Here is a 17,235-nt window from a genome sequence, read left to right as displayed (position 1 = left end):
GTTCGGTTGCGTGTTCCTGCCCGCCTCGGCTTTCAAGCCAGGCTCCTCTCCTGTCTGCACCCAGTCCTGCTCAGTCTGATCGTGGGCGCCTGGCTGTGGCTGGCCCCGGCCTGGCCGGTGGCGGCCGCCCTCACCACCAACAGCTACGACGGCAACATCTATTCCCTCTACGCCGGCAACGGCTCCCTGGTGCCGCCGCGCAGCAGCCTGGCCCAGGCCATGGCCGAGCACCGGCCGGTGGTGCTGATCTTCTATCTCGACGACAGCGCCGACAGCAAGCAGTTCGCCCCCGTGGTCTCGGAGCTGCAGCGGCTGTGGGGTGGACGCGTCGAGATCATTCCGCTCACCACCGATCTGCTCCAGAACCGTCCCGACCAGGGCACGAGTGACCCAGCCCACTACTGGAAGGGGCTGATCCCCCAGGTGGTGGTGCTGGATCCGGCCGGCCGGGTCGTCTTCGACGGCAAGGGCCAGGTGAGCAGTGAAGCCGTCAGTGCGGCCCTGAGCAAGGCCACCGGGCTCAATCCCGCCGGCAGCGCCAGCACCAGCGCCACCCGCAGCTTCAATGAGCTCAACAGCGAAGTGGTGCCCGCAGGCTGATGACCACCCCGCCGGGAGCCCCCAGACGCCGCGAAACCGACAGCCTCGGCGCCGTTGAGGTGCCGGCGGAGCATTACTGGGGTGCCCAGACCCAGCGCTCCCTCCACTTCTTTCCCTTCGGCGAGGCGATGCCGGAGGCGATTGTGCAGGCCTTCGGCCAGCTCAAGGCCGCCTGCGCCGAGGTGAACGCCAACCTGGGGGGGCTCGATCCGGCCCTGGCGTCCCTGATCGTGGCGGCGGCCGAAGAGGTGGCCCGCGGTGATCTGGCGGCGGAGTTTCCTCTGCGGGTCTGGCAGACCGGCTCAGGCACCCAGACCAACATGAACGTCAACGAGGTGATCGCCAACCGGGCGATCGAGGCCGCTGGCGGCAAGCTGGGCAGCAAGTCGCCGGTCCATCCCAACGACCACGTCAACCTGAGCCAGTCGAGCAACGACACCTTTCCCACCGCCCTGCACGTTGCGGTGGCGCTGGAACTGGAGAGGCGGTTGATTCCCGCCGTGGAAGCACTGATCACAGCCCTGGATGCCAAGGCGGAGAGGTTTGCAGGGATCATCAAGATCGGCCGCACCCATCTGCAGGATGCTGTGCCGCTCAGCCTGGGCCAGGAGTTCGGCGGCTATCGGGCCCAGCTGGAGCTGGGGCTCGACAGTCTGCGCCACACGCTGCCCCAGGTTCGCCAGCTGGCGATCGGCGGCACGGCCGTGGGCACCGGCCTCAATGCCCCCCAAGGCTTCGGCGTGAAGGTAGCGGCACGGCTGGCCGAACGGATCGGCCTGCCGTTCAACAGCGCACCGAACAAGTTCCAGGCCCTGGCGGGCCATGAACCCCTGGCGGCAACCCATGGCGCTCTCACGGTGCTGGCCGGAAGCCTGCTGAAGATCGCCAACGACATCCGCTGGCTCGGCAGCGGACCCCGCTGTGGGCTGGGCGAGCTGATCTTGCCGGAGAACGAACCTGGCTCCTCGATCATGCCGGGCAAGGTGAATCCCACCCAGTGCGAAAGCCTCACGATGGTGGCCGTACAGGTGATGGGGAACAACAGCGCTGTGCAGATGGCGGCCAGCCAGGGCAACTTCGAGCTCAATGTGTTCAAGCCGCTGATCGCCCACAACGTGCTGGAGAGCATCGAGCTGCTCACCGGCGGATGCACCAGCTTTCGCGAGCACTGCATTGAAGGGCTCCAGGCCAACGAGAGTCGCATCAGTGATCTGCTGGATCAGAGCCTGATGCTGGTGACAGCCCTCACCCCGGCGATCGGCTACGACCGCGCCTGCGCCATCGCCAAACATGCCCATGAGCACCGGCTAAGCCTCAAGGAAGCGGCCCTGGTGCTCGGTGAGATCAGCGCCGAGGAGTTCGATCGGTGGGTGAAACCGGAAGCGATGGTGTGAGCGAGACCATGGCGGAGGCAGCACGCCTGATGCCTTGCCGCCCCTGCCCGGTGCCCCCCCAGTGGTGTGGTTTGCACCTCAGCTGGAATTGCTGCCCCGCGTCGCCCTCACGATCACCCGCGCCGGCAGCGACGGGGTGGCCTTGAAGCAGGTGTCGGTGCTGCGACTGCGGGCCGCCATCGATCAGGTGTGGAACGACTACTCCTACCGAGAGAATGCCCAACGGCTGCAGCAGGCCCGTGCTGTAGCTGGGTCGGCGTGAGCGATCCGGCAATTTGATTTCGAAAGCGTTGTGGGTGGGAATCCTCAGAGAGCGGCGATCTCCCCTGCCCATGACCAGCTCTTCGCGCCCACCGGGCCTGATCCAGCGGTACCGGGAGGAATTACAGGTGCGCCGCTACGCCCGCCGTACCGTGAAAACCTACGAGCAGTGGCTGCGGAGTTTCCTGCGCTTTCACGCGATGCGCCACCCTCGGGAGATGGAAAGCGCGGAGGTGAATGCTTTCCTGAACCACCTGGCGGTGGAGCTGCAGGTGAGCGCCTCAACCCAGAACCAGGCACTGGCAGCGCTATTGTTTCTCTACCGGGAGCTGCTGGAACGGGATCTGGAGCTGGAGGGTGTGGTGCGGGCGCGAACGCGGCGGCGGTTGCCGGTGGTGCTCAGTGAGGCAGAGGTGCGAGCGGTGCGAGCACAGCTTGCTGGGGAGCCGGCGCTGGTGGTGGGGCTGCTCTACGGCAGTGGGTTGCGACTGATGGAAGCGCTGCGCCTGCGGGTCAAGGATTTCGACTTCGAGCGGCGGGAGCTGACGGTGCGCGATGGCAAAGGCGGCAAGGATCAGCGAACTCTTCTGCCCCAGAGCCTGGTGGCAGAGCTGCAGGAGCATCTGCTGAAGGTGCGCAGGCTGCATCAAGCTGATCTGGCGGCAGGCTGGGGTCGGGTGCTGATGCCCTATGGGTTGGCGAGGAAATACCCGAATGCAGAGCGGGAATGGGCCTGGTAATGGGTGTTTCCCCAGCAGAACCGTTGGCCCGACCGAGCATCTGGAACACAGGGCCGCCACCATCTCGATCCGAGCGTGGTGCAGAAGGCGGTGAAGAGGGCGGTTGCTGAGTCTGGGGTGACCAAAGCAGACAGCTGCCATACGTTTCGGCACTCCTTTGCTACCCACCTACTGGAGCGTGGCCAGGACATCCGAACGATCCAGGAGCTGATGGGTCATCAGGATGTGAGCACCACCATGATCTATACCCATGTGCTCAACCGCGGGCCTCTCGGGGTACTCAGCCCAGCAGACGTAGTGTAGCCATTCGAACAAGTGGTTCACGGGTCCGTGAACCACTCCTGAGCTTGCCGGGCAGCACTACAGACTCGAAGCTGGCGTAAGCTTTCGAAGCCGAGGCGCTGGAGGGACCGGCGTGGTTCACAGAACGGAGATGCTTCGGGGTGTGGTTCACGGAAACCATCCAATAACGCTGCTCCTGAGTGGCAGGCAAGGAGTATGTGGTGGCTGGGCAGAGAGTAGGTGGTGGCCTGTCCACTCAAGGGGGTGGTTAGACAGCCATCTTCGAGCTGTCAGCAGTACTGACATGCAGTTGCAATCCCAGCACCGAGATAACCTTCAATATGGTTGCCAGTTCTGGGTTACCCGAAGAGGATAAGGATTTGTAAAGGCTTTCTCTGCCGAGCCCTGCCTCACGCGCGATTTGGCTCATACCTTTGGCCCTAGCAATATCTCCTAGTGCAGCGGCGATAAGCTGAGGATCTCCATCCTGAAGAGCAGCTTCCAGATAAGCGGCCACATTCTCAGCAGTGGAGAGGTGTGCGGCCGGGTCCCAGATAGTCGTGGTGGTTTTGGTCATTGAGTCCTCCTAGAGATTGCGAGAAAGATCTTTGGCAAGACGAATATCCTGCTCCTGAGATTTCTTGTCCCCACCGGCAAGAAGGATCACTACTGCTTCTCCTTGCTTTGTGAAATAGAGCCGATAACCTGGGCCGTAATGAATACGCAGCTCTGATATGCCCTCTCCTATAGGGCGGACATCGCCTGGGCTGCCCAAGGAGAGACGCCTGATCCGAATGTCGATGCGAGCTTTGGCTGTCCGGTCACGTAAAGCAGAAAACCATGCGGCATAGGCAGACGCCTCCCGGATTTCAAGTATGCTCTATTGTATCCCAAGGGATACGAGCACGCAACCGGCTGTTTGGCCCTTCTAATAACAAGTTAGAGAGATGAGGCACAGGCTGCCGAGCCAGCAAGTGGTATAGTCTGCGTATAGCCACTTTTGGGGCATGCGGACGAAGGTTCAAAAATGGGGAAACAGCCTTGGGGTCAGGATTCCACGCGGCTTGGCTGAGAAGGTGGGCTTGGGGGCTGGCACCGAGGTCTGCCTCACCGCGAAGGATGGTGAGCTGGTCCTGAGGCCCTCCGTGCCAAGCCGGCTCAGGCTTGCGGATCTTCTTGCAGAAGTCACACCAGAGAACATCCACGCGTCCATTGATACAGGGGATGCAGTAGGGGGCGAAGCTTTCTGATGTCGTACTACGTTCCCGATCGTGGTGATCTGGTGTGGCTGGAGTTCTCACCGCAAGTCGGAAGTGAACAGCGTGGAAGAAGGCCAGCACTTGTTCTATCTCCAAAGACCTACAATGGAAAAGTTGGTCTCGCCTTGTTCTGTCCTGTGACGTCCAAGATCAAAGGATACCCTTTCGAAGTACAGATTCCGGATGGAGCTGCCGTCAACGGAGTTGTTCTGTCAGATCAGGTGAAGAGCCTTGACTGGCGATCGAGGAAAGCAAAGTTCATTGAGCGGGCCTCCTCAGATGTAATGACGATGGTGACTTCGAGAGTGTTGCCGCTTCTTGAACCTGACACTCCTGCCACTCTCTAACACCACCATGCACCTGAGCCGCCACCGCATGGCTATCTTCTTCGCCGAGCACTCCTTGCGGCCAGGTGATGGCGAGCGCTATGCAGCGTGACTAAAACCACTCGGCACTGAAAAGCAGTTTTACGATCTATTCCGATTAGTTTCAATCCGAGGATTGAGCAGACGCTGTGGAGCGAGAATGGCCCTTTCTCTGTGTCAAGCCATTTGACTGTTATCATGGGCAATTTAATTCCCAAGATATGGGGTTTGAGGGGGCAGCAGCATGGCAACGACCAATAGTCAATCTGGAACTAATGCGCATGAAGTAGCTGAAGGGATCTTCAGAATAAACACACCAGTGCCACCTAGCATTATTCCCGGTGGTTTTTCTTTCAATCAGTTCCTGTTGGTAAGTGACGAACCCTTACTTTTCCATACTGGCCCAAGAAAAATGTTTCCACTCGTATCGGAAGCCGTTAACTTCATATTACCTAAGGAGTCACTGAGGTACATTGCATTTTCACATTACGAGGCTGATGAGTGCGGGTCGCTAAATGAGTGGCTTGCGGACGCACCGCACGCGCAACCCGTGTGCGGCAAAGTCGCGGCTATGGTTTCAATAGACGACGTCGCTGACAGGCCAGCAAAATCAATGGCCGACGGGGAAATACTGGTAATCGGCGGGCATCGATTGAGGTGGTTGGACACCCCCCATCTTCCTCACGGATGGGAGACAGGGTATTTCTTTGAGGAAAATTCGCGAACACTACTTTGCGGGGATTTATTCACACAACCCGGCCGCGGAGAGTCACCGGTTACCGAAGTTGACATACTCGAACCAAGCGAAGCCTTCAGAGAAAAAATGGATTACTTCTCACATTCAACTAATGCACCGAGTTTACTAGAGCGTCTGGCAATGACTGAACCGACAACTTTAGCTTGCATGCATGGCAGCGTTTGGAAAGGTGACGGTGCGACGCTTCTTCGGGCGCTCTCAGATCGGCTCTTGAACACATAATCAAGGATAATCTGTGCATCCTGCAATGAGTCTAACCAAAACTCTGCATAACAAGACGCTGCAGTCCATTGCAACTCTGACTTCAAGTCAGCCATCTGCCCATTCACACTCAGAGCTCATTCCAGGCAACCCACTTGTTGAACGAACTGATCTGATCGCATTCGGAGGGGAGATCGGAGTGGCACACCATCCCAGCGCAAAACAGAGCTGCAGGCTCGTGCGATTCTTCTCTTGCGTCGAAGTCCGGCGATCCGCTGTCAGGGATTCGTCGAAATGAGGAACGCCGTCCGCGCAATGGGTGAAGCACTCAGAGCAGGTTCGCCGCCAGCTCCGCCAGGGGTGAACGTTCGCCCTTGAGGAGGGTCACATGGCCCGCCAGCCGCTGGCCCTTGAAACGCTCCACCAGCCAGGTGAGGCCGTTGCTGTCGGCATCCACGTAGGGATTGTCGATCTGGTAGGGATCACCGGTGAACACGATCTTGGTGCCTTCCCCCACCCGTGTCACGATCGTCTTCACCTCATGGGGCGTGAGGTTCTGCGCCTCATCCACCACCATGTACTGGCGCGGGATCGAGCGGCCGCGGATGTAGGTGATCGCCTCCACCTCCAGCAGGCCCATCCCCTTGAGATCCGACCAGTTGTTGCGCGGGCCCCGGCTGGAACGCAGGCTGCCCATCGGGGCGTCCTCGCCACCGAGCAGGTAATCGAGGTTGTCGATGATCGGCTGCATCCACGGGCCCATTTTCTCCTGGAGATCACCGGGCAGGAAGCCGATGTCCTTGCCCAGGGGAATCACCGGCCGGGTCACCAGCAGACGATCGTAGAGGTGATCATCGGCCACCTGATGCAGCCCGGCGGCCAGGGCCAGGAGGGTCTTGCCGGTGCCGGCCTTGCCCACCAGAGTGACCAGGCTGACGGCGGGATCCAGCAGCAGGTCGAGGGCGAAGGTCTGCTCCCGATTGCGGGGGCTCACCCGCCCCAGCTTGTTTCGCGTCACCTTTTGCAGGGGCCGCAGACCCTTGGCGGTCCCATCCGCCCGCGCCAGCAGGGTGTGCTGGGGTTGCAGGGCATCCACCAGGGTCACCCCTTCATTGGGCAGCAGCGGTGGCTGGGGAGGCAACCGTGGCGGCAGCTGGTCCAGGACGAGGGATCCCTGGTGGTGCAACTGGTCGATCTGCTCTGCCGTCACCACCCACGCGCTGAAGCCCGGGTACAGGTCGGCAATCGCCACCTTGTCGGTGCTGTAGTCCTGGGCGATCAGGCCCACCGCATCAGCCTTGATGCGCAGGTTGGTGTCCTTGGTGACGAGCACCACGGGGGGATGGTTGCCCATCACGTCCTGGAGGCGCTGCTCCAGCGCCACCGCCAGGATGTTGTTGTCACCGTTGCCGGATTTCAGCTCCGGCGGCAGCTGGGCGAGGGTTTCGCTGCGGCAGAACACCACCTTCAGCATGCCGTGGTGCTCCGCGTTCATCTCCACCCCCTCGGAGAGGTTGCCCTTGGCGCGCAGCTCATCCAGCAGGCGGGAGGTCTGGCGGGCATTGCGGCCCCTCTCGGAGGAATCCCGCTTGAAGCGGTCGATCTCCTCGACCACCTCAATCGGGATCACCACCGTGTTGTCTTCGAATCGGGTGATCGCCAGTGGATCGTGCAGGAGCACGTTCGTGTCGAGAACGAAGGTCTTCTTCACCACCCGCGCCGCAATGGCCAGACATCGAACCTAGGCCGCAGCGGTGTCCACCCCACCAGCACCGCAAACCGGGCACGGCTTACGCTCCCGCTGACTTCGGCGCCCCTGCCCCTTGCCGTCCCTGCCCCCAACGCTCTGCGCGCTGATTCTGCTGGCGCTGCTGTTCGGCCTCACCCTGCTTTGGCTGGAGTTGCGCCACCGCCTGCGGCCGGCCTCGCCCCTGCGGCTGAGTTCGGGCCCCTGGAGCACCCGCTGGACCGATGAAGGCTCGGTGACGTTTGAGGGCACCTTGCGCATCGACAATCCCCATCACCGCATGGAGGTGATGGTTCCCGAGCTGGAGCTGCGCGCCACCGTGCTCGGCCGGGAAGACCTCTCCCACCTGCGCGTGGCCAGCAGCGTCGTCGCCGATCACCCCGACGAGTCGAGTCGGCCCGATGGCTACTGGGCGGCCTACATCGTGAAGGGCCACAAGAGCACCCAGGTCAGAGCCACGGTGCGCATCAGCCTGGCGGGGGGAGCCAACGCACCGAGCCCGGAGGAGCGCCACACCCTCCTGCAGGAATTGCTCGACACCCTCTGGCTGGAGGTGGTCTGGGTGAATTACGGACCCTTCGGGCGCCTGGAGCGGCGCCAGGGCTTCCTGGTACCTGTGCGCCATCCCCAACCGCGCGATCCGGCCACAGCGGCCTGGCGTGCGGGCGACGGCTGCCAGGTGTTGCCGGTACCCACCCATCTGCTGGGGGTTCTCGATGATCCCGCCGAGGTGCTGCGCCGCTACGCCGGACCCGTGCTGCGCCCCGGCGACATCCTCACCATCGGCGAGACTCCCCTGGCGGTGATCCAGGGCCGCTACCAGCACCCCGCCATGGTGGAGCCCTCCTGCCTGGCCCGGCTGCTCTGCCGCGTCTTCCATCCCACCAGCAGCCTGGCCACGGCCTGCGGCCTGCAGAGCCTGATCGATACGGTCGGCCCGGCGAGGGTTCTCTGCGCCTGGCTGGCCGGCAGCCTGATGAAAGTGGTGGGCAGCAAGGGGGGCTTCTACCGGCTTGCCGGTGACCAGGCCCGCTTGATCGACGACATCACCGGCACCACCCCTCCCTATGACCAGACGATCGTGCTGGGTCCCGACCAACCCGAGCGCTGCTGTCAGGAGCTGGCTCTGGCCCTGGGCGTGCCGGTGGCCGTCGTCGACGTCAACGATCTGGGGCGGGTCAAGGTGCTGGCCTCCAGTGCCGGCTGCAACGAGGACCTGCTGCGGCGTGCCCTGCGTCCCAACCCGGCGGGGAACGCCAACGAACGCACACCTCTGGTGCTGGTGCGACCCGCCTGAGGCCTGAGGAGACCTGTCTCGTCCCGATACAGTTGATCATCAGCGGTCGTTCCGTGCGTCACCCCACGCCAACCCGGTCCCCTGGTGGTGATCCACACGCCACCGGCGAGGAGGTGCAGGTCGACCCCCTGCAGGGCTGGATGCTGCCGCACCTGCAGGATGCGGCTGTTCTCGATCTGCAGCCGCTGCTGCAGAAAGCCCTGCTGCTGCAGACTCCGGAGCGACTGCTCAGCAGCCTGGTGCGACGTCCGCCCCTGGCCCCTGAAGTGCTGGTAGCCCACCAGGGCGGCGATCGCCTGCTCGGCCTGGGGGTGGTGCGGCGGCTCAACCGCAGCGGCAGCTGCTGGGGGGTGGAGGAGCTGCGCCTCTGCCGCCAAGCCCTGAGCGAACCTGGATCCCCAAGCCCGCGGCAGGTGGAGGGGGCCCTCCTGCGCGAGGCCCTCCGCCGTTGCCCGGGGGCCTCGAGCTGGATCACAAGGGTTCCCGCCGGCCACAAGGATCGCCTGGCCCTGCTGCGCGAGCAGGGGTTCCAGCCATTGCTCCTGGAAACGCTCTGGTACTGGGATCCTGATCCCATCGAGGCCGGCACCGCCCCGCCGGCGAGCACCCTGCCAGGCGGTGAGCTGCAGCTGCGGCCCCTCAATCGCCGCAGCGCTTCCCTGCTCTGGCACCTGGAGCAGGCCACCTGCCCGGCCCGGTTGCGTCAGCTGCTGGATCGCCGCATCGAGGATGTGCTCGATCAGAGCGAGGGCCAAGGTCTGCTCTGGGTCGATCCCAGCCGCCAGCAGGCCGTGGCGGCCGTGCGGCGGCTGCGGTGCCGAAGCCTGGGGCCGCCGGAGCTGGAGGTGACCCTGCACCCCGGCTGGGCCCACCTCTATGGCCCCAGCCTGGCCGGCCTGGTGCGGCAGCTGGCCGGCGGAATCTCGCCCCTGCGGCTGCGCAGCGACAGTGACGACCATGAGCGGGAACACTGGCTGAGCCAGCTGGGAGCCGTGGCGGAGGGGGAGGAGCTGCTGATGGCCCGCAGCGTCTGGAGGCGCCAGGGGTCGCGGCTGCTCAGCCGCCAGTCCTGGCGACTTGACACGGTTCTCGATCCGTTCAAGCCGCGCCGCAGGCCCGTTCCCACCCCCCTGCAGCGCGGGGGGGGAGGCCACCATGCCCCCCAGTCTCTGGGCAGCGGCCGGTGAGCCGCCAGGCGCCGCCCCCCCGCTCGGTGCTGGCCCTCGACGTGGGTCGTCGCAGGATCGGACTGGCGGGCTGCGATCCGCTCGGCCTCACGGTGACCCCCCTGCCCCCCCTGGGTCGGGGAGCATTTTCAGCGGATCTCCAAAGGCTGCGCCCTCTGGTGACCCAGCGGCGGGTCCAGGCCCTGGTGGTGGGTCTGCCCCTTGATGCCAACCAGCAGCCCACCCTCCAGGCCAAGCACTGCCGCCGCTACGGCGAGCGCCTGGCCCTGGCCCTGGCCTTGCCGCTGGCCTGGGTGAATGAACACAGCAGCAGCTGGGAGGCCGGCGAGCGTCACGGGCTCCACGGCGACCGCAGCGGACAGCTGGACAGCGTTGCGGCGGCCCTGCTGCTGGAGCAGTGGCTGCACGAGGGACCAGAACCCCATCCGGTCAGGCCTGCGACACCGAATCTCGACCGGCCGGCAGGCGCTGAGACATTCTGATGTGACCTGCTGATTCCCCATGAGTGCCGAAGGACCGTCGATCACAGGATCCGGTGACGTACCCACGGTGCTCGTTCGTGATGGCCAGAACCGCCAGCTGCTCTGCTTCCTCGAGCAGCTGATCCCACTCGATGGTCACGACTATGCCCTGCTCACGCCGGTGGACACCCCGGTGTGCCTGGTGCGCATGGCCGAGGGTGATGATCAGGACGATGAAGTGATCGAGGAGGTCAATGCCGCTGAGTCGATCCTCACCGTGGCCGATGTGGTGCTTCAGGAGCACGACCTGACCCTGGTGCGCTCGGCCGTGACCCTGACCGTGAGCGGAGAGCTGGAGGAACCCGATCCCGATGACCTGGAGGACGACCTCCAGGGGGAGGGCGACGGCGACGAAGAGACCGATCTCTACGAAATGTTGATCCAGTTCCGCGCCGAAGACCGCGAATACGGGCTCTACATCCCCCTCGATCCGTTCTTCGTGGTGGCCCGGATGCAGAACAATGAAGCGGTGCTGGTGGAAGGGGAGGAATTCGAGCGGGTGCAGCCACGCATCGAAGCCGAGCTCGAAGACCGGGAGATCGTTGGGTGAAGCTGCAGCATCTGCTCCGTCCTGACTGGGTCCTGACCACGACCCTGGCCCAGATGCCGTTGCAGGCCCTGCTCGATCGAGGCATCCGGGCCCTGGTTCTGGATGTGGACCGCACCCTGCTGCCCCGCCGCCAGTCGGAGATGCCCCAGGTGATGGAATCCTGGCTGCGGCAGGCCAAGGACAACCTGCGACTGCATCTGTTCAGCAACAATCCCTCCCGGCGGCGGATCGGGGCGGTGGCCCAGCGGCTGGATCTGCCCTACACCACCTCCGCCGGCAAACCCCGCCGCAGTGCCCTGCGGCGGGTGCTGGCCGACCTTGCCCTCCCCCCCGAGCAGGTGGCCCTGGCCGGCGATCGCCTGTTCACGGACGTGCTGGTGGGAAACCGCCTCGGCCTGTTCACCGTCCTGGTGAAACCGCTGGGTCCCGAAGGGCAACCCTGCCCGGAGGATCGCCTGCAACGCCTTGAAGTGAGCCTGGCGCGGCTGGTGGGCACCGAATGGAGCCGATGACCGCCCCGATGACCGCTACGACCTCCTCGAAACGCCGCGTGGTCAAGGTGGGCACCAGCCTTTTGCGCGGCTCCCAGGGCCGCGACACCGAGGCCGTGATCGCCGGCCTGGCCGCCAGCCTCAGCCGGCGACGTCAGCTGGGGGAAGCCATGGCGCTGGTCACCAGCGGTGCGGTGGGCCTGGGCTGCCATGCCCTCGGATTCGTGGCACGTCCCGAGGACGTGGTGGCCCTCCAGGCCGCTGCCGCCGTGGGCCAGGGCCGGCTGATGCGGCTCTATGAAACCGCCTTCGCCCGGCACGGCAGCGCCGTGGCCCAGGTGCTGCTCACCCGGGGCGACCTCGCCTCCCGCCGGCGCTACCAGAACGCCTGCCGCACCCTGGAGCAACTCCTGAGCTGGGGCGTGGTGCCGGTGGTCAACGAGAACGACACCCTGGCCACCGATGAACTGCGCTTCGGCGACAACGACACGCTCTCGGCCCTGGTGGCCGTGGCGATCGGCGCCGATGAGCTGCTGCTGCTCACTGATGTGGACAGCCTCTATTCCGGCGATCCCCGCAGTGACACCAGTGCCCGACCGATCGAGGAAGTTCGGGATCTGCAGGAGCTGGAGCGCCTCAGCGGCGTGGCCCAGGGCGGCGGCCGCTGGGGCACCGGCGGCATGACCACCAAGTTGGCTGCAGCCCGCATCGCCACCTCCAGCGGCATCGCCGTGCGCCTGGCCGATGGCCGTGATCCTGCCGTGCTCGAAGCTCTGCTGGCCGGCGAACGCCTCGGCACCCTCTTCCGTCCCAGCCCCTGCCCCCTGCCCGACCGCAAGGGCTGGCTCGCCCATGCCCTGCTGCCCAAGGGGGACCTGCTGATCGACCCCGGCGCCGAGAGGGCCCTGCTCGAGCGGGGGGCCTCGCTGCTGGCGGTGGGCATCCGGGCGGTGAACGGTGCGTTCGAACGCCGCGATGCGGTGCGCCTGCTCTCCCTTGAGGGGCGCGAGATCGGCCGTGGCCTCTGCGCCCTCAGCAGCGCTGAGGTGGCCCAGGTGCTGGGGCTGAGCAGCCGGGCGGCCCAGAGCACCCTGGACCACAACGCCGGCAGTGCGGTGGTTCACCGCGACCACCTGGTGCTCACCGCGCCGACGACGGCTCCGGGCTGAGGGCCCGCCCTACGATCCGGCCACCGGCCGCGAACCTGGAATGCGCTTCAGCACCTTGCTCACGCACCTGAGCGAGCTGAACGAGGCCAGCGCCAGGGATCTGGCCGCGGATCCCGAGCTGAGCACCGCCGCGGCGGTCGACCAGGCCGCGGCGGGGGAGCTGGCCTTCCTCGAGCCGGGACACAGCCTGGCGGCCGCCCTCGAGGGCTGCGGCGCCGCAGCCCTGTTGCTGCCTCCCGATCCCGACCTGCAGCAGCTCGCCAGTGCCAGGGGCATCGCCTGGGTGGCCCTGAAGAACCCGCGACTGGCTTTCGCCGAGGCGCTCGAGGCCCTTCATCCCCCCCGCCGCCTGCCACCGGGCATCCATCCCAGTGCCGTGATCGCGCCAGGGGTCAGCCTGGGTCGCGAGCTGCACATCGGCGCCCATGTGGTGGTGGGCGAGGGCAGCGTGATCGGCGATGGCTGCACCATCCATGCCGGTGCCGTGCTCTACGACGACGTGCAGCTGGCGGAAGGCTGTGAAATCCATGCCAATGCGGTCCTCCACCCCGGCAGCCGTCTGGCCCGCGCCTGCGTGGTCCACTCCAACGCCGTGGTGGGCTCGGAAGGGTTCGGCTTCGTGCCCACCGCCAGCGGCTGGCGCAAGATGCCCCAGACCGGCCTTGTGGTGCTGGAGGAGGCGGTGGAAGTGGGCTGCGGCACCACCATCGATCGCCCCTCGGTGGGGGAAACGCGCATCGGTGCCGGCACCAAGATCGACAACCTGGTTCAGATCGGCCATGGGGTCGTCACCGGCCGCGGCTGTGCCCTGGCCTCCCAGGTGGGCATCGCCGGCGGAGCCATTCTCGGCGATGGGGTGATTCTGGCCGGCCAGGTGGGGGTGGCCAACCGGGCCAGGATCGGCGATCGCGCGATCGCCTCCTCCAAATCGGGGATTCACGGCGAGGTGGCCGCCGGCGAAGTGGTGAGTGGCTATCCGGCCATTCCCAACAGGTTGTGGCTGCGCTGCTCGGCGGCCTTCAACAAGCTGCCGGAGATGGCGAAGACGCTGCGCCAGCTGCAGAAGTAGCCTCGCGCCCAGCACCTCCCCCACGATGACCAGCTACCGGATCACCCTGCTACCCGGCGACGGCATCGGACCGGAGATCACTGCAGTCGCCAGGCGATTGCTCGAGGCGGTGGGCGAGCGCCATGGCTTCAGTCTCGCCTTCGATGAGCAGCCGATCGGTGGCGCCGCCATCGACCTCACGGGCGTCCCCCTGCCGGAGACCACCCTGGCGGCCTGTCGGGCTGCCGACGCCGTGCTGCTGGCAGCAATCGGAAGCCCCCGGTTCGATCCCCTGCCCCGGGAACAGCGGCCGGAAACTGGTCTGCTCGGCCTTCGCGCGGGCCTGGGCCTGTTCGCCAACCTGCGCCCGGTGAAGATCATTCCGGCCCTGATCGAGGCCAGCAGCCTGCGGCCGGAGGTGATCAGGGGGGTGGATCTGCTGGTGGTGCGCGAACTCACCGGCGGCATCTACTTCGGCAGCCCCAAAGGCCGGGTGGAGGCCGAAGGCCGTACCCGGGCCTTCAACACCATGGTTTACGCCGACGACGAAATCGACCGCATCGCCCGGGTGGCCTTCCAGCTGGCGACCGAACGCGGCGGCAGACTCTGCAGCGTCGACAAGGCCAACGTGCTGGATGTCAGCCAGCTCTGGCGCGACCGGGTGGAGCTGATGGCGGCTGAATTCCCTCAGGTGGAGCTCAGCCATCTCTATGTCGACAACGCGGCGATGCAGCTGGTGCGGGCGCCCCGCCAGTTCGATGTGCTGCTCACGGGCAACCTCTTCGGCGACATCCTCAGCGACGAGGCGGCGATGCTGACCGGCTCGATCGGCATGCTGCCCTCCGCCTCGTTGGGTGACGAGGGGCCCGGGCTGTTCGAGCCGGTGCACGGCTCCGCCCCCGACATCGCCGGGGCGGACCTGGCCAACCCGATGGCGATGGTGCTCTCCGCTGCGATGCTGCTGCGGGTCGGCCTGAAGCAGGAGGCCGCCGCCAGCGACCTGGAAGCTGCCGTTGGCCGGGTGCTCAGCGCCGGCTATCGCACAGGCGATCTGATGGCCGAGGGCTGCACCCTGCTGGGCTGCTCGGCCATGGGGGAGCAACTGCTGGCGGAGCTCTGAGCAGCAGCGGACCGGCGACCTGCCAAACTCGTTTTCGCTTCCTTCTCCCCCTGCGCCGATGTCCAAGCGTCACCCGGTTGTAGCTGTCACCGGTTCCTCGGGCGCGGGGACCAGCACCGTCAAGCGGGCCTTCGAGCACATCTTCCAGCGGGAGGGGATCATCCCGGCGGTTGTTGAAGGCGACAGCTTCCACCGCTTCGAGCGCGGCCCGATGAAAGAGCAGATGGCCCAGGCCCAGGCGGCGGGGATCAACTTCTCCCACTTCGGCCCGGAGGCCAACCTGTTCGACAAGCTGGCCGAGCAGTTTCAGGCCTACGGAGAAACAGGTGGCGGCCAGAAGCGCTACTACCTCCATTCCGTCGAGGAGGCCGCTGAGCACAACGCCCGGCTCGGCACCAAGCTGGAGCCTGGTCAGTTCACCCCCTGGGAACCGATTCCCGCAGAGACCGACCTGCTGTTCTACGAAGGCCTCCACGGGGGCGTGGTGGGTGAGGGCTACGACGTCGCCTCCCTGGTGGACCTGCTGATCGGGGTGGTGCCGATCGCCAATCTGGAGTGGATCCAGAAGATCAGTCGGGACAATGCCGAGCGTGGTTACTCAGCCGAGACGATCGTGGACACGATCCTGCGCCGCATGCCCGACTACATCAACCACATCTGCCCCCAGTTCAGCCGCACTGACATCAACTTCCAGCGGGTGCCCACCGTGGACACCTCCAACCCCTTCATCTGCCGCAACATCCCCACCCCGGACGAGAGCTTCGTGATCATCCACTTCCGCAAGGGAGCTCGCGAGAAGTGGGGGATCGACTTCTCCTACCTGCTGCGGATGATCAACAACTCCTTCATGTCGAGCCCCACCAGCATCGTGGTGAACGGCGGCAAGATGGGCTTCGCGATGGAGCTGATTCTCACTCCGATCATTCACCGCCTGATCGAGGAGAAGAACAGACTCGCCTGAGCGATTAGGCTGCAGGGGCCGATCGGAATGGCTGAGGCCGATTACCTTCGCCACACCACCATCCTTCGACCCCGGTTCCTCGGCCGCTTCACCCGGCCAGGGACTGCGTCCAATGCCGTCCTTCAAGATCCGAGGGGCCTCGAATCCGACCAATCCGCCGGTGCGCTGGGATCAGATCAACAGCGGCCAGATGCTCAAGCAGGCGCGCCGGATTTACTTCAACTATGTGGAGCAGTGTCCGGCGGGCGTCGAGCCGATCGGGATCGTGCTCGAAAGCCGTGGGGGCCTCGGCCGGGTGGTGTTCGAACCCCCGGTGCTGCTGCCGGAGGAACAGTTCGTGCCCATGGAGCTGCTGCGGGGGCGCAATGCGGGCCGAGCCCGCTCGATCCGTGGTCCCCAGCGCGGCTGAACCAGTCCCGTCCGCGCCGCTGCCGTCATGCCTGTTGAGCCCGTCCTGGCCGCCAACGCCCTGATCCCCCTGCTGGTGGCCCTGCTCGGAGCCTGCGTCGGCAGCTTTCTGAACGTGGTCGCCTGGAGACTGCCGCGGCGGGAATCGCTGGTGGCGCCCGCCAGCCACTGCCCCCGCTGCGGGATCCCCCTGGCCTGGCACCAGAACCTGCCCGTGCTGGGCTGGCTGCTGCTGCGGGGCCGCTGCGGCCACTGCCGCGGCGGGATCTCCCCCCGCTACCCCCTGGTGGAACTGCTCTGCGCCGGGCTCTGGGTGGCCGCCCTCGAGGCCAGGCCCAGCGCCCTGGGGGAGGCGCCGGCCTGGCTGCTGATCGGGGCGGGCTGGCTGCTGATCAGCTGGCTGCTGCCGCTGGTGCTGATCGACGGGGACCATCTCTGGCTGCCCGAACCCCTCTGCCGCTGGGGTCTGCTGCTGGGCCTGCTGATCACACTGGCCGCCGGCCTCAGCCAGTCGCAGGGCATCGCCCGCGCCCTGGTGTTCAATCACCTGCTCGCCGCCTGCCTGGGGCTGCTCGCCTTCGAAGGGCTCAGTGCGCTGGCCGAGCGGCTGATCGGCAAGCCCGCCCTGGGGCTGGGGGACGCCAAGCTCACCGCCATGCTCGGAGCCTGGCTCGGACTGAGTGGGATGGGCCTGGCCGTGGCCCTGGCGGTGTTCAGCGGAGCTGTTGTGGGCCTGCTGGGCAGACTGAGCGGACGGCTCGGACCAGGGCAACCATTTCCCTTCGGGCCGTTTCTGGCCCTCGGTGCCGTGGCCGTCTGGCTGGCGGGAGAGGGCTGGTGGATGCAGCAGTGGAGCCGATGGGGCGCCACCCTTTAA

The 17,235-nt window shown here is 65.6% G+C and carries 20 protein-coding genes and 1 pseudogene; 18 read left to right on the top strand and 3 right to left on the bottom strand.

The genetic code is table 11. The annotated features are described in order from the left end of the window. Nucleotides 1–6: 6 nt before the first annotated feature. From FPZ61_RS07720 to FPZ61_RS07705, 4 genes and pseudogenes are all read left to right on the top strand, one after another. On the top strand, nucleotides 7–600 hold the full coding sequence (locus FPZ61_RS07720) for a thylakoid membrane photosystem I accumulation factor (RefSeq protein ID WP_185465537.1): 594 nt from the start codon (nucleotides 7–9) through the stop codon (nucleotides 598–600). Next, the gene (gene fumC, locus FPZ61_RS07715; protein ID WP_185465536.1) at nucleotides 600–1,994 is read left to right on the top strand and encodes a class II fumarate hydratase; all 1,395 of its coding nucleotides are present in this window, start codon (nucleotides 600–602) and stop codon (nucleotides 1,992–1,994) included. Before FPZ61_RS07720 ends, fumC begins: the two co-directional genes overlap by 1 nt. A gap of 34 nt (nucleotides 1,995–2,028) precedes the next feature. Then, nucleotides 2,029–2,256, top strand: a complete 228-nt coding sequence (locus tag FPZ61_RS07710) for a hypothetical protein (protein ID WP_185465535.1) — start codon at nucleotides 2,029–2,031, stop codon at nucleotides 2,254–2,256. A 70-nt stretch (nucleotides 2,257–2,326) separates the two neighbouring features. Then, nucleotides 2,327–3,298, top strand: a pseudogene (locus tag FPZ61_RS07705) (integron integrase). A 247-nt stretch (nucleotides 3,299–3,545) separates the two neighbouring features. Here the strand turns inward: FPZ61_RS07705 and FPZ61_RS07700 are convergent. Next, a complete protein-coding gene (locus tag FPZ61_RS07700) occupies nucleotides 3,546–3,854 on the bottom strand; it encodes an addiction module antidote protein (protein ID WP_185465534.1) in 309 nt (102 codons plus the stop codon). Between the two features lie 9 nt (nucleotides 3,855–3,863). Beyond that, nucleotides 3,864–4,145 carry a type II toxin-antitoxin system RelE/ParE family toxin gene (locus FPZ61_RS07695; protein ID WP_370593400.1) on the bottom strand — a complete coding sequence of 94 codons (282 nt, stop codon included), beginning with the start codon at nucleotides 4,143–4,145 and terminating at the stop codon, nucleotides 3,864–3,866. Nucleotides 4,146–4,284: 139 nt separating this feature from the next. On the opposite strand from FPZ61_RS07695, the gene FPZ61_RS07690 reads away from it, so the two are divergent. From FPZ61_RS07690 to FPZ61_RS07680, 3 genes are all read left to right on the top strand, one after another. Beyond that, nucleotides 4,285–4,527, top strand: a complete 243-nt coding sequence (locus tag FPZ61_RS07690; RefSeq protein ID WP_185465533.1) for an AbrB/MazE/SpoVT family DNA-binding domain-containing protein — start codon at nucleotides 4,285–4,287, stop codon at nucleotides 4,525–4,527. After that, nucleotides 4,527–4,883, top strand: a complete 357-nt coding sequence (gene mazF, locus FPZ61_RS07685) for an endoribonuclease MazF (protein ID WP_185465532.1) — start codon at nucleotides 4,527–4,529, stop codon at nucleotides 4,881–4,883. The genes FPZ61_RS07690 and mazF overlap by 1 nt, the downstream gene beginning before the upstream one ends. Before the next feature lie 262 nt (nucleotides 4,884–5,145). Next, nucleotides 5,146–5,880 carry an MBL fold metallo-hydrolase gene (locus FPZ61_RS07680; RefSeq protein WP_185465531.1) on the top strand — a complete coding sequence of 245 codons (735 nt, stop codon included), beginning with the start codon at nucleotides 5,146–5,148 and terminating at the stop codon, nucleotides 5,878–5,880. 307 nt (nucleotides 5,881–6,187) lie between these two features. On the opposite strand, the gene FPZ61_RS07675 is transcribed toward FPZ61_RS07680, so the two are convergent. Continuing rightward, nucleotides 6,188–7,570 carry a PhoH family protein gene (locus FPZ61_RS07675; RefSeq protein WP_185465530.1) on the bottom strand — a complete coding sequence of 461 codons (1,383 nt, stop codon included), beginning with the start codon at nucleotides 7,568–7,570 and terminating at the stop codon, nucleotides 6,188–6,190. A 112-nt stretch (nucleotides 7,571–7,682) separates the two neighbouring features. Between FPZ61_RS07675 and FPZ61_RS07670 the strand changes: the two genes are divergently transcribed. From FPZ61_RS07670 to FPZ61_RS07620, 11 genes are all read left to right on the top strand, one after another. After that, nucleotides 7,683–8,903, top strand: coding sequence for a F420-0:Gamma-glutamyl ligase (locus FPZ61_RS07670; protein ID WP_185465529.1), 1,221 nt, complete (start codon nucleotides 7,683–7,685; stop codon nucleotides 8,901–8,903). A 53-nt stretch (nucleotides 8,904–8,956) separates the two neighbouring features. Then, nucleotides 8,957–10,090, top strand: coding sequence for a hypothetical protein (locus FPZ61_RS07665; protein ID WP_370593394.1), 1,134 nt, complete (start codon nucleotides 8,957–8,959; stop codon nucleotides 10,088–10,090). Then, nucleotides 10,087–10,572: a Holliday junction resolvase RuvX gene (gene ruvX / locus FPZ61_RS07660; RefSeq protein ID WP_185465528.1), complete on the top strand. Its 486-nt coding sequence runs from the start codon at nucleotides 10,087–10,089 to the stop codon at nucleotides 10,570–10,572. Before FPZ61_RS07665 ends, ruvX begins: the two co-directional genes overlap by 4 nt. A gap of 19 nt (nucleotides 10,573–10,591) precedes the next feature. Continuing rightward, a complete protein-coding gene (locus FPZ61_RS07655) occupies nucleotides 10,592–11,161 on the top strand; it encodes a DUF3727 domain-containing protein (RefSeq protein ID WP_185465527.1) in 570 nt (189 codons plus the stop codon). Beyond that, nucleotides 11,158–11,673 carry a YqeG family HAD IIIA-type phosphatase gene (locus FPZ61_RS07650; protein WP_185474791.1) on the top strand — a complete coding sequence of 172 codons (516 nt, stop codon included), beginning with the start codon at nucleotides 11,158–11,160 and terminating at the stop codon, nucleotides 11,671–11,673. Before FPZ61_RS07655 ends, FPZ61_RS07650 begins: the two co-directional genes overlap by 4 nt. Nucleotides 11,674–11,681: 8 nt before the next feature. Next, nucleotides 11,682–12,821, top strand: a complete 1,140-nt coding sequence (gene proB / locus FPZ61_RS07645) for a glutamate 5-kinase (RefSeq protein ID WP_185465525.1) — start codon at nucleotides 11,682–11,684, stop codon at nucleotides 12,819–12,821. A gap of 40 nt (nucleotides 12,822–12,861) precedes the next feature. Further along, nucleotides 12,862–13,890 (top strand): UDP-3-O-(3-hydroxymyristoyl)glucosamine N-acyltransferase, encoded by a 1,029-nt coding sequence (gene lpxD, locus FPZ61_RS07640; protein WP_185465524.1) that lies wholly within the window; start codon nucleotides 12,862–12,864, stop codon nucleotides 13,888–13,890. A gap of 25 nt (nucleotides 13,891–13,915) precedes the next feature. Beyond that, a complete protein-coding gene (gene leuB / locus FPZ61_RS07635) occupies nucleotides 13,916–14,989 on the top strand; it encodes a 3-isopropylmalate dehydrogenase (RefSeq protein WP_185465523.1) in 1,074 nt (357 codons plus the stop codon). A 58-nt stretch (nucleotides 14,990–15,047) separates the two neighbouring features. Next, on the top strand, nucleotides 15,048–15,950 hold the full coding sequence (locus FPZ61_RS07630; RefSeq protein WP_185465522.1) for a phosphoribulokinase: 903 nt from the start codon (nucleotides 15,048–15,050) through the stop codon (nucleotides 15,948–15,950). A 112-nt stretch (nucleotides 15,951–16,062) separates the two neighbouring features. Beyond that, entirely contained in the window at nucleotides 16,063–16,359 is a 297-nt protein-coding gene (locus tag FPZ61_RS07625; protein ID WP_185465521.1) for a hypothetical protein, read from the top strand. Between the two features lie 27 nt (nucleotides 16,360–16,386). Next, the gene (locus FPZ61_RS07620) at nucleotides 16,387–17,235 is read left to right on the top strand and encodes an A24 family peptidase (protein WP_185465520.1); all 849 of its coding nucleotides are present in this window, start codon (nucleotides 16,387–16,389) and stop codon (nucleotides 17,233–17,235) included.

The sequence above is a fragment of the Synechococcus sp. BSA11S genome, from assembly GCF_014224355.1.
Taxonomy (GTDB): Bacteria; Cyanobacteriota; Cyanobacteriia; order PCC-6307; family Cyanobiaceae; genus Regnicoccus_A.
Note: the sequence above shows the minus strand (reverse complement) of the source record. Positions and strands in the feature narration are given on the sequence as shown.

Coding starts and splice junctions, on each gene's coding strand:
- FPZ61_RS07620 (WP_185465520.1), top strand. CDS start 16,387: ATGCCTGTTGAGCCCGTCCTGGCCGCCAACGCCCTGATCCCCCTGCTG.
- FPZ61_RS07630 (WP_185465522.1), top strand. CDS start 15,048: ATGTCCAAGCGTCACCCGGTTGTAGCTGTCACCGGTTCCTCGGGCGCG.
- FPZ61_RS07700 (WP_185465534.1), bottom strand. CDS start 3,854: ATGACCAAAACCACCACGACTATCTGGGACCCGGCCGCACACCTCTCC.
- FPZ61_RS07680 (WP_185465531.1), top strand. CDS start 5,146: ATGGCAACGACCAATAGTCAATCTGGAACTAATGCGCATGAAGTAGCT.
- FPZ61_RS07690 (WP_185465533.1), top strand. CDS start 4,285: ATGCGGACGAAGGTTCAAAAATGGGGAAACAGCCTTGGGGTCAGGATT.
- proB (WP_185465525.1), top strand. CDS start 11,682: ATGACCGCTACGACCTCCTCGAAACGCCGCGTGGTCAAGGTGGGCACC.
- FPZ61_RS07655 (WP_185465527.1), top strand. CDS start 10,592: ATGAGTGCCGAAGGACCGTCGATCACAGGATCCGGTGACGTACCCACG.
- lpxD (WP_185465524.1), top strand. CDS start 12,862: ATGCGCTTCAGCACCTTGCTCACGCACCTGAGCGAGCTGAACGAGGCC.
- fumC (WP_185465536.1), top strand. CDS start 600: ATGACCACCCCGCCGGGAGCCCCCAGACGCCGCGAAACCGACAGCCTC.
- leuB (WP_185465523.1), top strand. CDS start 13,916: ATGACCAGCTACCGGATCACCCTGCTACCCGGCGACGGCATCGGACCG.
- mazF (WP_185465532.1), top strand. CDS start 4,527: ATGTCGTACTACGTTCCCGATCGTGGTGATCTGGTGTGGCTGGAGTTC.
- FPZ61_RS07625 (WP_185465521.1), top strand. CDS start 16,063: ATGCCGTCCTTCAAGATCCGAGGGGCCTCGAATCCGACCAATCCGCCG.